Annotated in this window: 18 protein-coding genes; 13 read left to right on the top strand and 5 right to left on the bottom strand. The window is 67.1% G+C overall.

The window, feature by feature from the left end; genetic code table 11:
- A partial coding sequence (locus HY726_08070; protein MBI4608948.1) for an ATP-dependent helicase occupies nucleotides 1–502 on the top strand: 502 nt, incomplete at its 5' end.
- An 8-nt stretch (nucleotides 503–510) separates the two neighbouring features.
- Complete coding sequence (locus HY726_08075; protein ID MBI4608949.1) at nucleotides 511–825, top strand: hypothetical protein; 315 nt, start codon at nucleotides 511–513, stop codon at nucleotides 823–825.
- 24 nt (nucleotides 826–849) lie between these two features.
- Here HY726_08075 and HY726_08080 read toward each other — a convergent pair whose 3' ends face one another.
- Nucleotides 850–1,269 (bottom strand): PIN domain-containing protein, encoded by a 420-nt coding sequence (locus HY726_08080; GenBank protein ID MBI4608950.1) that lies wholly within the window; start codon nucleotides 1,267–1,269, stop codon nucleotides 850–852.
- Nucleotides 1,266–1,556, bottom strand: coding sequence for a type II toxin-antitoxin system prevent-host-death family antitoxin (locus tag HY726_08085; GenBank protein MBI4608951.1), 291 nt, complete (start codon nucleotides 1,554–1,556; stop codon nucleotides 1,266–1,268). Before HY726_08085 ends, HY726_08080 begins: the two co-directional genes overlap by 4 nt.
- Nucleotides 1,557–1,829: 273 nt before the next feature.
- Here HY726_08085 and HY726_08090 point away from each other — a divergent pair, with 273 nt between their 5' ends.
- The 7 genes from HY726_08090 (at nucleotide 1,830) to HY726_08120 (ending at nucleotide 5,723) form a co-directional block, all read left to right on the top strand.
- On the top strand, nucleotides 1,830–2,069 hold the full coding sequence (locus HY726_08090; GenBank protein ID MBI4608952.1) for a hypothetical protein: 240 nt from the start codon (nucleotides 1,830–1,832) through the stop codon (nucleotides 2,067–2,069).
- A gap of 73 nt (nucleotides 2,070–2,142) precedes the next feature.
- A complete protein-coding gene (locus HY726_08095) occupies nucleotides 2,143–2,559 on the top strand; it encodes a hypothetical protein (GenBank protein ID MBI4608953.1) in 417 nt (138 codons plus the stop codon).
- A gap of 83 nt (nucleotides 2,560–2,642) precedes the next feature.
- On the top strand, nucleotides 2,643–2,933 hold the full coding sequence (locus HY726_08100; GenBank protein MBI4608954.1) for a hypothetical protein: 291 nt from the start codon (nucleotides 2,643–2,645) through the stop codon (nucleotides 2,931–2,933).
- Between the two features lie 327 nt (nucleotides 2,934–3,260).
- Nucleotides 3,261–3,830 (top strand): c-type cytochrome, encoded by a 570-nt coding sequence (locus HY726_08105; GenBank protein MBI4608955.1) that lies wholly within the window; start codon nucleotides 3,261–3,263, stop codon nucleotides 3,828–3,830.
- Between the two features lie 69 nt (nucleotides 3,831–3,899).
- Nucleotides 3,900–4,103, top strand: coding sequence for a hypothetical protein (locus HY726_08110; GenBank protein MBI4608956.1), 204 nt, complete (start codon nucleotides 3,900–3,902; stop codon nucleotides 4,101–4,103).
- Nucleotides 4,104–4,152: 49 nt separating this feature from the next.
- Nucleotides 4,153–4,731 carry a class I SAM-dependent methyltransferase gene (locus HY726_08115; GenBank protein MBI4608957.1) on the top strand — a complete coding sequence of 193 codons (579 nt, stop codon included), beginning with the start codon at nucleotides 4,153–4,155 and terminating at the stop codon, nucleotides 4,729–4,731.
- 224 nt (nucleotides 4,732–4,955) lie between these two features.
- Nucleotides 4,956–5,723, top strand: a complete 768-nt coding sequence (locus HY726_08120) for a copper ion binding protein (GenBank protein ID MBI4608958.1) — start codon at nucleotides 4,956–4,958, stop codon at nucleotides 5,721–5,723.
- A 294-nt stretch (nucleotides 5,724–6,017) separates the two neighbouring features.
- Here the strand turns inward: HY726_08120 and HY726_08125 are convergent, their stop codons facing one another.
- The gene (locus HY726_08125) at nucleotides 6,018–6,413 is read right to left on the bottom strand and encodes a hypothetical protein (GenBank protein MBI4608959.1); all 396 of its coding nucleotides are present in this window, start codon (nucleotides 6,411–6,413) and stop codon (nucleotides 6,018–6,020) included.
- A gap of 120 nt (nucleotides 6,414–6,533) precedes the next feature.
- Nucleotides 6,534–7,121, bottom strand: coding sequence for a VIT1/CCC1 transporter family protein (locus HY726_08130; GenBank protein MBI4608960.1), 588 nt, complete (start codon nucleotides 7,119–7,121; stop codon nucleotides 6,534–6,536).
- A 360-nt stretch (nucleotides 7,122–7,481) separates the two neighbouring features.
- Here HY726_08130 and HY726_08135 point away from each other — a divergent pair, with 360 nt between their 5' ends.
- The 3 genes from HY726_08135 to HY726_08145 all read left to right on the top strand — a co-directional run bounded on the left by HY726_08135 (nucleotide 7,482) and on the right by HY726_08145 (nucleotide 9,016).
- On the top strand, nucleotides 7,482–7,637 hold the full coding sequence (locus HY726_08135) for a hypothetical protein (protein MBI4608961.1): 156 nt from the start codon (nucleotides 7,482–7,484) through the stop codon (nucleotides 7,635–7,637).
- Between the two features lie 42 nt (nucleotides 7,638–7,679).
- Nucleotides 7,680–7,898, top strand: a complete 219-nt coding sequence (locus HY726_08140) for a hypothetical protein (GenBank protein MBI4608962.1) — start codon at nucleotides 7,680–7,682, stop codon at nucleotides 7,896–7,898.
- Nucleotides 7,899–8,326: 428 nt separating this feature from the next.
- Complete coding sequence (locus HY726_08145; protein MBI4608963.1) at nucleotides 8,327–9,016, top strand: CBS domain-containing protein; 690 nt, start codon at nucleotides 8,327–8,329, stop codon at nucleotides 9,014–9,016.
- Between the two features lie 146 nt (nucleotides 9,017–9,162).
- Here HY726_08145 and HY726_08150 read toward each other — a convergent pair whose 3' ends face one another.
- Nucleotides 9,163–9,726, bottom strand: a complete 564-nt coding sequence (locus tag HY726_08150; GenBank protein MBI4608964.1) for a universal stress protein — start codon at nucleotides 9,724–9,726, stop codon at nucleotides 9,163–9,165.
- Between the two features lie 383 nt (nucleotides 9,727–10,109).
- Here HY726_08150 and HY726_08155 point away from each other — a divergent pair, with 383 nt between their 5' ends.
- Nucleotides 10,110–11,342, top strand: coding sequence for a cytochrome c (locus tag HY726_08155; GenBank protein MBI4608965.1), 1,233 nt, complete (start codon nucleotides 10,110–10,112; stop codon nucleotides 11,340–11,342).
- Nucleotides 11,343–11,561 lie beyond the last annotated feature (219 nt).

Consider the following 11,561-nt stretch of genomic DNA (forward strand, 5'->3'; position numbering starts at 1 on the left):
CAAGGGCACCATCGAGGAGGGGATGCTGTCCGTCCTGGGATTCAAGCGCTCGCTCTTCGCCGGCATCCTCGACGGCGGCGAGAGCGAGGTGTTTCTCGGCGGCAGTCGGCTCAAGCGCTTCATGGAGAGCATCGAGAACGTCACCGCCGGTATTCCGGCTCCGATCGTGGAGGAGGCTGCCGAGCCCGCGCCGGCCGAACCAGCAGCCGCCGAGGGAAGCATCGATGGCGACAGCGAAGTGGCCGTGGCCGCTGCCTCGCCCCGTCCGGCAGCTGACCCGCTGAGCGTTCTGCTCCAGACAGGTCTCGATCTGCTTACGCAGTTCGCGTCAGTGGCGGGGACGGGTCAGGCGGCGGCCGCAGCGACGCCGCCGCGACTGTTCGAGCGAATCCGTGACGAGCGCTCGGGCCAGAGCTATCTGAAGATCCGGATGCCCGAGCCCGAGGTCGTGGACCGCGTCGCGCAAGCGCTGCAGGCGCTCCTGGAAAGCCTCAGGCCCTGACCCGACCTTTGCGGCGGGTCGCCGAGGCCCGCGCGCTCGAGGAAAAAGCCGAAGGCGATGCCGAGGAGGAGGCCGGCCCCCTCTTCAGCGCTGAGCGGGGCGCTCATCGCCAGGCCCTCCTCACAACCCACGCCGTGGCGAGCCCGCCGGCGAGAAACGCGAGGGTAAACGCCGACGCTCCCGGAGTGAGCACCGCGCTTCCGGACAGCGCGACGCTGCTCGTGCAGCCCTGGGCGATCCGGCTCGCGAGCCCCACGACGGCCGGGAGTTACCCGCCTGAGCACCAGCGCAGCGTCTTCGGGTTTCAGTGCGGGGCGAGGTGAGTGAGGACCTGCGTCAACAGCTCGTCACTCGGCGCCGATCACCCTGAGCCCGCTGGCGCGCGACGCGGTGGCCAGGGCCGTGTCGTGGGTCGCCATGACGAGGTCGGCCCCCGTGCGCTCGCGCCAGAGCATGGCCGTGGCGAGATGGATCGCATCCAGGGTGCCAAGCTCGGTGGGTAGGGGCTGCGCCGCGCGACGGAGGACCACGGCGGTGGCTTCGACGATCTCCAGGCTCTCGAGCACCCGGAAGACGGTCTCGCGGCGCACCGCAATCTCGCGGTCGGGAATCCTCGCCCGCAGCCGGAGCCGGTCGAGGGTTCGGAGACACTCGACCTCAACCAGCGCGCTGGCGACCCCCCGGCGCATCGCTCGCCATTCCTTCAACGCCTCCGGCTGGCCTAGGACGATGCGCAGGACCACGGAGGCATCGAGGTAGGCGATCATCGCTCGCCCTGCCGCTCCTCCAGCAGGAGGGTGACGACATCGACCGGGAGGGGCAGCGGGCGCGGGAGCGGCACCCGGCCCGGCGGCGGGGCTCCTCGCCGGGGGTGCCGGACGCTCAGCGGGGGCGTGTCGCCGGTGACGGGAACGATGCGGGCGATCGGCGTCTCGCGGTCGAGCACCGTCACCTCCGCGCCTCCACGGACCCGTCGCAGGTACTCACTCAATCGCGCTTTGAGCTGGGCCACGCCCACATGCATCATGGCCATAACATAGTCACGAATGGTCACAAGGTCAAGGGGGCTCGATTGGGGCGCGGCGCTCGAAAGGATAGGGCTGAAGGGAGGTGTGCGCCACCACGGGGGATCAGCCGGGACGAAGCTGAGCCCGGGTGGGGTCCAGGCGCCCCAGTGGGTCGGGCCGTTTCCCCAAAGCGTCCTTCATGCGGCATCGTCCTAACCCCACCCTGCACAAGAAGAGAATTGCTTTTCAGTTGGTTGAGTTCTGTCCCGGGCTGTCTGGCAGCAGTCTTGCACCCACAGCTTGACCGGGGCTTGATCCCGATGCGAACGCCTGATCGACTGATCGTTCTCGCCGCGATCGGCATGATCGTGGCGGTCGGCTTCTGCCTCTTCGATACCACCCACGCCACGGACACGGACCTTTGCGCGTGCCTCATCGTGGCGGCGCTCGCTCTTCCGCTCGCGTCTACCCTCGCGGCAACGGGTCGCTTCGTGCCCGTGCTGACGCCGCTCTCCGACCGCTATCCTCCGGACCTGCCCTCCCCGCCTCCCAAAGCCTGATCCGCTCCGTCACCGGTTTCCCGCCCGCGTTTGAGAGGGATGAAGTGAACAACCGTCCAGAAGGAGTCTGGCGATGCGCTCGATCTTGCGCTTGGCACTCGTGCTCTCAACGGTGACCCTCGGCGCCGCGGCAATTTTGGAGGCGCAGGAAGGGCTGACGAAACGCGACCGCCAGGGGCCCGTGGCCGTCACCGTCACGCTCACCACGCCCCCGGCGATCGGAGCCCCGATCAGGGCCAGGGTCGTCCTGGACACCCACTCGGTGGCGCTCGACGACATCAAGTTCGAGGAGGTCGTGCTTCTGCGGACCCCTGACGGCTCCGACATGGGGCCGACGGCCGTGGAGCAGGCGGCGGGAGGCGGCCACCATCGTCAGGCCGTCCTGGTCTTCCCGGCGATCACCCAACCCGGAAGTGCGCGCGTCATCGTCAAGAATGTCGGCGGAGTGGCCGAGCGCAGCTTCGCCTGGGAACTGGCGCCGGCGCGCTGACGCGGGGTTCAGCCCTTGCACGGCGAGGACATCCCGTTCGGCTACGGCTTCTGGACGCTGGTGGTCCTGATAAGGAGGGAAGCATGGGAAAGCAGCGAGCCAGGCAGGCTCCGCCGCGGCGCCGGAGGTGGCGCTGGGCGGCGCTCGCCGCTCTCGGCCTGATCGCGGCGGCCGCCGCCGGGTTCTGGTGGTTTTCGGAGCCCCCGGCCGCGTCCGGCGGCACGCCGCGGCTCGTGGTGAATCGGACAGAGGTGGACCTCGGCGATCTCCCCTTCGAGGCGCCGGCCAGGGCGGTGTTTACCCTCACCAACGCCGGGGACGGTCTGCTGCGCCTCGCTAGCGTGCCGCCCGTCAAGCTCCTCAAGGGGTGCTGACCGCCGAAGGCGGTCGTCGGTCAGACGACCATCCGGTCCGGACGCTCGACGACGCTCACGCTGGAGTTCACCATGCACGCGGGGATGGGCGGAGCCCACGAGTTCCTGGTCCCTCTCCGGACGAACGATCGCGCGGCTCCCGAGCGACCGCTCGTGGTCCGTTCCTACTGGGGCCCCCGCTGATCTCCCGAGCGTAACAATATCGGCGGACAGTGTGGCCCGACCTGCCTTCCCGCCGAGGGGATCCTCACCGAACGGCTGGACTTGATCGCGCTCGAAGAGTGAGACAGGATTTATGCAAGTGAAGCGGCTTGAGGAGGGGGAACCATGCGCCGCTACCCTACGCGGTTCGGTTTCCTAACGCTCGTCTTCGGCGCGGTCCTTAGCGTGGCTGTGCTCTCGGCGAGGGCCCAGCAGATGCCCGGCATGGGCCACGGCGGCCGGACCCAGCCTGGAGATTCGGGAGGGCACGGTGACCATGGGACGCCCAAAGACTGGAAGTTCACCTGGCCGAAAGGGGATCCCGCCAAGGGGCGCGAGGTGTTTATGAAGCTGGAGTGCTACAGCTGTCATGAGGTGAGAGGGGAAACCTTCCCGGCTCCCAGCGAGCCAGGCAAGGTAGGGCCTGAGCTTTCCGCGATGGGCCCGCTGCACGAGCCTGAGTACTTTGCTGAGACGATCATCAACCCCAACGCGGTCATCGAGCAGGGGAAGGGCTATTCGGCGCCGGGACGGCTCGTCCAAGATGCCGTCGTTCAACGACGTGGTCACGGTCCAGGAAGTGGTGGACCTGGTGGCGTACCTCCGATCGCTCAAGCCGCCTGCGGCAGCCCCCGCCGGCCACGGGCGCGGGCACTGAACCCGGACAATGCCTCTGGCTCCTTGGCGCGGGGATGACCGATAATCGACGATGATCGATGGCGCCATTTCTGGGCCGCAGCCAAGGACTTCACCTGGGGCCTCCTCGTGTTTGACCTCTATCTGGGCGCTCTCAGGGAGCGGAGGAAATACGCCGACGTGTTCGACCTGGTCGTGCTGGGGGAATTTGTGGGCCTTCCCGTGCTGAATGCGGGGCTGACGCTGAGGCTGCTCCCCCATCTCTTCCCCGAGCTGAAGCCATGGAGACGTCGCCTGCTCACGGAGCGGGATATCACCGATCTCCTGGCGTAAGAGACGTTTTCCCTTCAATTCCTCTGACTCTCGGGAATACGCTATGGAGATGCACTGGTTTGAGAAGTGGGCCGTCAACTCGTTCTCGGGCCTGTACCTGCGTTGGTATCTCCTTCCGCGGCTCCTAGCCCTCATGGACGCGCCCCTTCGGGGGAGGGGCTTGGCGCTGGGTCCCGGGGTCGGATGGGAGACGCTTGCCCTCGCGGAGAAGTTTCCAGAGGCGACCCTGATTGGGGTGGACTACGACCCCGACCAGGTTGAACGGGCCCGGCGCAACCTCGCCGGACGTCCGGTCCTCGCGCACAGGGTCGCCTTCGGGCAGGGAGATGCAACCGCCTTGTCGTTCCCTGCCGAGACGTTCGACTTCGCGTACGAGCTGAACGTCCTCCATCATATCCGCGACTACGCAGCTGCCATCGGGGAAGTTCATCGGGCGCTGAAACCGGGTGGGCGGTTCTTCCTTCAGGACCTGTCCCGCCGCTTTTTCCTGCCTGGTCTCCGACATCTCTTCCCGCCGGAAAGCCTGTTCACGAGAGTCGAGTTGGTTCGGGAGCTCGGGGCCGCCGGATTCGACGTGGAGGCAGAGACGGGTCGCGCGATTCTCTTCATCCGTGCGCGTCGGCGGTGAGCTCCGACGGCTCTGGCGGCGGCGGGCGGGTTACTGGTGGTTCTGGCCATGATCTGCCGGGCAGCGTGCTCCGCGAGGGTGCCGGCGCCGTGACCTGAGGGACGCTGTCATGGCCGTAAAGGTTCGGCTCGGCGAGCCTCCCGAGCCACCGCGGCGATGACCGCGCCCCCAGGCAGGAGCGCTGAGCATGGGCACGGTTCCCGCCTATCGCGATACGATTGGGCTTGACTGAGAGGCAAAAGCAGGTGATGCCGGACAAGCTCGAAGCTGTGGAGACGAAGCCCGGCGGCCGGAGGGTCGTGCCTTCGGCGACGACGGGCGTCAGTGGGGAGGCGCCGGGGCTCCGCATCACGCTCCCCATCAGCGGGCTGACCTGCCCGGCTTGCGTCCAGGCGGTGGAGCGCGCCCTCCGGGCGGTGCCGGGGGTGAGGACTGCAACGGTCAACTTCGCCTGGGGCCTCGCCACCGCCGAGTACGACCCCAGGCAGACCACCGTCGCGGCGCTCTACGAGGCAATCAAGGCTGCCGGCTACCGTGCCGTCACGGCCCGGGCGTGGTTCGGTATCCAGGGGATGACCTGCGCCTCCTGCATCGCCAAGATTGAGGATGCCGTGCTGGCGACGCCCGGTGTCCTGAAGGTCAGCGTGAGCCTGGGGACCGAGGAGGCGGAGGTCGAATACCTGCCGAGTGTCACGGAGCTCGCGGCGGTCAAGGCCGCCGTCGCCTCGGCAGGCTACCCGGTCGTGGAGGCGCCGCGGCCCGCGGGGCCCGCGGCCCTGGATCGGGAGACGGAGGATCGAGAGAAAGAATACAGCTCGCTCATGAGGAAGTGGTGGTTCGGCGCTGCGGTCGGCGCCTTCACGATGATCATGAGCTACCCGTGGATCTTCCCTCTCCTCGGGGCGGGGTTTCCGCGGGGGAGCCCCCAGCTCTGGCCCGCGATGGCCGCAGGCGTGACCAACCGCGTATGGGAAATCAGGGAATTGCTATAAGGAGAAGCATAGTTTGGATTCATCGCTTCTTATCTATCCAATCCCATACCCATTTGGACATCCAGCCATAGCGTTCTTTTACGTTTACTTCAACGATCAACATTTCATCTTGTGACCCAAGATATGGTTTCAGGATGTCGTGCCACTGTTGAGGTGTCCTTCTCGTCCATACGATCCAGCAATTTGCAGCATATCGAAGCCAATCTAAACCAGAGTTAAATGCCTTCTCCAGTTCTTTAACTTTCGGCGGACCATTAAATCTGAACCCAACGTGCAGAAATCGTTCCCCGGCCATTATTCTTCCGGCCTCTCAATAGCTGCTGTCAATTCTTGTCTTGGCGTTAGCGGATCAACAATCGCGGGTGTTGGCGGCGGATTCGGAAGGCCTTTGGCGGCTAGGTCGTACTGTCGCCAGCGAAGCAGCTCTGCGCCCTCTAATAGGGCGGTAGCGGGATTACGATTCGCAAACACCAGAATACCAATAAAATAAATAAGGAATAGCAAGGCGCCCACGCCGGCAATCACCAACAACAATTGAGGATCGTTGAGGCGCCATGCAACGATGCTCAGTAAGGCCAGAGCGCCGAGAGCGACATACGTAGTTTTGCCCACTACACCGCGCCCCAAGCGGACCCGCTCCAGCGATTCACCGCTAAAGCCGAGTCCTTCAAGAATCTTCTGAATATCCACGGGCCAACATTTTATCTGATCACAGACGAAATTGGGGTATAAGGTTTGCCGGGGTGGACGCAGCCTCCAGAAGGCGTGGTCACTGTCCATCCCACCAAGGAGACTTTTCAAAATAGCCCACTACCCCGCCGTGGCTCCGCTTGCGAGCCAGAAGGGATTGCCCAGCCCGACGATGAAGGGAAGGAGCGGGACTAGCCCACAGGCCAGAAACGCGCTGAAGGTGCTGAGGCCCGCGCGACACGGAGACCGCACCTCAGAGGGGAGCCCGTACTCCTCCCTGAGCATGGTGCGGATCCATCTCGCGCGGTCGGCTGTGATCAGCTCCACCACGCTCTCGAGCTCTTCGCCTTCGAGCCCTTTCGCGCGGAAGATCTGACGCACCTCCTCCCGCTCGCCATCCGGGAAGGCCTCGACGTGGCGGTTCTCGATCGCCTCCAGGTGCTCGAAGTCTTCGCGCTCCGCTTTCGTCGCGAGGTAGTTGGCGGCCGCCATGGAAAAGCCGTCCGCCAGCAGATTGGCCGCGCCGAGGATGAGGATGACGCCGGCGGAGAGCTCTGCGCCGACCACCCCCGACACCACCGCGAACGTGGTGACGGCTCCGTCGATCCCACCGTAGACCCAGTCGCGGAGGTAGTTGTGGCGGGGGCCCGCGGCCAACCGTGCACTGATGGCCGCCGGGGAGTGGTCGTGCTCGCCGGCCCGCGTCATGAGCGCTTCGCCGCCCGGCTCACGCCGCACGGCCCGCCTCGGGGCGTCTCGAAGGCGGGGGGCTCCGTCCTCAGAGCTCTCCGAGAAGTCCTGTCCACGGAGTCGCCGCTCGCATGGCACAATCCTTCCTTGACCGTTTCCAAACGGGTGCAACGGGAGTGCCAGACCGGAGTCCACATAAATCGAGACGTTGCGGACAACCTCCGGCGTGCGGTGGGGCGCTGCTGCCCCGGGGGGGGCCCTGGCTGCCCCTCTCCCCATGCGCTGCCGATCGCACCTCCTGGCATTGCTCTCGCTCCGCTCTGACGATGGGGTTTCCAGTCTCCAGCGAGACAACGACCGATCCACGGAGGAAGGCTCATGGCAAGACCGGTGACGGTGACCCTGCTAGATAACCTGCGACACCAGGTGCGGGTGGGACGGCACACGCTCCTGGCGGACGAACCCCCGGAGCAGGGCGGCGATGACGCGGGGCCTTCCCCCTACGAGCTGCTCCTGGCGGCGCTCGGCTCCTGAACCTCCGTCACGGTCTTGCTGTACGCAAGGCGAAAGGGATGGGTGCTGGATCGGGTCGAAGTCAGGCTCCGGCACGAGAAGGTCCCGGCGGCGGGCGCCCCCGGCGCGACGAGGGTTGAGGGAACGGTCGATCACGTCGAGCTGGAGCTGATCCTCGGCGGCGACCTGGCTCCCGAGGAGGAGCGCCGGCTCCGCGAGGTGGCGCATCGCTGCCCCGTGCACAGGGCCCTGACGGGAGAGGTAGTGATCGTCCACCGGTGATTGGCCCCGCAGAGGGATCCGCCGGTTCCCGGCCTATGTCTTTGCGCTGGGGGGCTGAACCGTGCTCCTTCTCCCCGTTTTAAGCCCCCAATCCGGTGACACGGTGACAACCCGCATGAATACTGGCGTGTCACCGCTTCATTCAAGTGGTGACGTCACCGGATGCAGAAGCGGTGACAACCCGCATCAATACTGGCCTGTCACCGTGTCACCGCTTCAGGGGGTCCGGGTGCCTCACCTGGGGCGGGAATTCCCGGTCTCGCGATGGAAAACCCTAGCCGCGGGACATTGAGTTCTCGCGGGTTTTCAGGGGCATAGGCTCAAGGCATCGAGCTTGCAGGAGTCCCCTCCTGGCTGGAGCCGACACCTCTCCGGGCGCCCGGCGATCGCTCTCGCGCCCGGGGGAGAAGACGCAAGGAGGACCGACGATGAAGATCGGAGAGATCATGACCGAAGACGTGATCACGGTGCGTCCCGACGCCACGATTCACGACGCCGCGCGCCTGATGGCGGACCATGGCGTCAGCGGCCTCCCGGTCGTGGACGACGAGGGGGGCGTGGTCGGCATCCTCAGCGAGGGGGACATGATCCTCCGCCAGAAGCCGCACGAGCACCCGCCGTGGTGGCGGCTCTTCTTCGCCGACGGCGAGCGGCTGGCGCGCGACTACCAGAAGGCCGTCGGGACCACGGTGGCCGAGGTCATGACGCGCGCGGTGATCTGCGTGAGCCCCGATCTCCCCGCCGAGGCCGCAGCCCTCATTCTCCACGAGCGCCGGATCCGCCGGCTGCCGGTGGTGGCCGACGGCCAGCTCGTCGGGATCGTGAGCCGGGGCGACCTGGTCAAGGCCCTGGCCGCGACGCACCCCTCGGAGCCGGCCGCGCTCTCCGACGCCGAGCTGGTGCGTGAGATGAAGGAGCGGCTGGCCCGGGAGCCCTGGGTGTCGAACCGCGCGATCGTGATCCGGGCCCAGGACGGTGTCCTCTCGCTCTGGGGGATGGTGGCGACGGAGGCTGAGAAAGCTGCGCTCGAGACCATGGCGCGCTCGATCGAGGGGGCCAAGCGAATCGAGAGCAACCTGGTGCTCAGGTCGGAGATCCCCTACTACTACGGGCCGTGACCCACGGCCGGGGAGTCTCCAACGCATTGCACGTAACGGAGTGGCGGTTCGAGCGTGGCGGGTTCGGCCATGCCGCGAGGCAGCGGGCACCCGCCGCAGGCGGGTCGCGCCGCGCGAGGCCCGAGTCAATTGTGCGGGCCGCGCCTTCAGGCCCGCCCGGCCCGTTCCTCCCTGAGCTTGCGCTCCAGCGCCTCGCCGCGGATGCGGGCTCGACACGCCGCGCAGATCAGGTCCTCCGAGGGCGTCACGCAAACCAGGCAGCGCCTGAGGCTCGAGGGAGGCTCCGCCTCCCGCAGCGGGTCCGGCGCGCGCCGCGCGCGGGGCACCGTGAGCACGGGGCACGGCGCCGTGCGGACCACCCGCTCGGCGACGCTGCCGAGCAGCGCCCGCGTCACTCCCGTGCGGCCGTGCGTGCCGAGCACGATCAGATCGATGCCGTGGCGCTCGGCGTAGCTCACGATCCGGGCCGCCGGCGCGCCCGACTCCACCGCCGCGACGACCGGCACCTCGGCACGCAGCTCAGCGGCGAGCTTGTCCAGCAACGGCGACCCGGTCGCATCAGCGCCCGGCCAGACCACGTGAAGGGCGTGCAGGCGGGCACCGAAGTGCCTGGCGTAGTCGCGGGCCACGCGCCCGGCGACCTCCGAGGAGTCGGAAAAATCCGTCGCAAAGAGGATCTGCCGAACGATGCCGCCCCCTTCTCCGCTCATTGCGCTCCTCTCCCGCCCGCCGCTAGAAATTCCCTCTGCGGACACCTCTCGTCCCCATGCATGCAACGGCACTGCCAGGCGCCTGCTCCCCTGAAACTGGCGGAATCTAGACGATTCGCCGAAAGAAGCCACGCGTTCTTCGTGTCCCGCCGTCGCCCCAGCTGGGGTGCATTCTCCTCACCGGGAGGTTCAGCGTGCGCGCGGCGCGCTCCCGTGCGTCCCGGCCTCCGAAGGCAACGTAGACGCCGCGTCCGGCGACTCGTGGCGGAGGGCTTCCGCGATTCGATCGGGGGCGCGCGGCTTGACGACCGAGGGGGGCGGGCCGTATCGTGATGAGCGCGGAGCGGCGACCCGGCGTCACGTCCGCGGGAAAGGATGGATGGATGAGGCGAAGCAAGCGCAGTGCTCTCGGCGTGGCTGCCGGGTTGCTCCTTCTCGTCTCCACAGTCGGACTCGCTTCGGCGCAGCAGCAGCCCCCGCAGCCCTTCGCCCCCGAATGGGGTATGTTCTCCGGCGGGAAGATCTTCGGCGAAAAGGGCTGCGGGAAGTGCCACGCCGTTCGGGGATTCGGCGGAAAAGTCGGGCCCGACCTCGGCCGGATCGAGACGGGAAAGAGCTTCTTCGAGCTGGGCGCTGCGATGTGGAACCACCTGCCTCGAATGGGGGCGCGGATGCGGGAGGTGGGGATCCAGCGGCCCACTCTGACGGCTTCCCAACTCTCCAACCTGATCGCCTTTCTCTTCACCGTCCAGTACTACGACGAGCTGGGTGATCCGAAGTCGGGCGAGGCGCTCTTCGCGGCCAAAGGCTGCGTCCAGTGCCACGAGATCGGCGGCAAGGGCGGCCACATCGGGCCGGGCCTGGACTTCCTGAAGCGTGCCAACTCGCCGGTCCTGGTCGCCGCCGCCATGTGGAACCACGGACCGGAGATGGCGGAGGCGATGAAGGCCCAGGGCATCGAGCGCCCGACGTTCCAGGGGAAGGAGCTGGTCGACCTCATCGCCTACGTCGTCCAGGCGGCCAGGGATGGGGCCGGCCAGACTGCGCAGGTCATCCCGGGAACGCCCGAGCGCGGCGGGAAGCTCTTCAGCGAGAAACGGTGCATCGTCTGCCATTCGGTCGGCGGCAAGGGCGGGAAAGTCGGCCCTGAACTCGGCCGCCGCGGCCACCACGTGAGCCTCACCCAGTTCGCGGGCCTCATGTGGAACCACGGGCCGGCCATGTGGGCCGTGATGCGCGAGCGCGGGGTCCAGGTGCCGCGCCTCAGGGGCCAGGAGATGGCCGACATCCTGGCGTACCTCTACGTCTCGCACTACTTCGACCAGGCCGCCAGCGGCGCCCGCGGCCAGGAGCTGGTCGAAACCAAGGGCTGCCTGACGTGTCACTCCATCCGTGGCAAGGGCGGAAAGATCAGCGCCGACTTTGCGACCTCCAGACTGGTCGGCTCACCGGCCGGCCTTCTGGCGGGAATGTGGAATCACGCCCGCTTCATGGAAGCCCAGGCTCAGAAACAGGAGATCCCCTGGCCCGTCCTCACGGGCCAGGAACTGGCCGACATCTCAACCTACCTGGCCTCGCTCTCGAAGGCCATCGCGCCTAAGCCAAAGTCCAACTAGGACAATCGGAGGGGGCCTCGACGGCCCCCTCCGAACCCTCCCCCAGGAATCGGTTGCGCGGGCGAAGCCCGCGCTCGAAGAGTTACTCGGAGGGGGGCTTCGCCCCCCTTCCGAACCTTATACTATCTCGGACCCGGGAATGACATGACTACTATCCCCAACCCTGTGACGTGGGAGTTCACGGAGCTCGCTGGGCCGAGGACCCACCCGAACCGGTCC

It is taken from the genome of Candidatus Rokuibacteriota bacterium (genome assembly GCA_016209385.1).
Lineage (GTDB): Bacteria > Methylomirabilota > Methylomirabilia > Rokubacteriales > CSP1-6 > JACQWB01.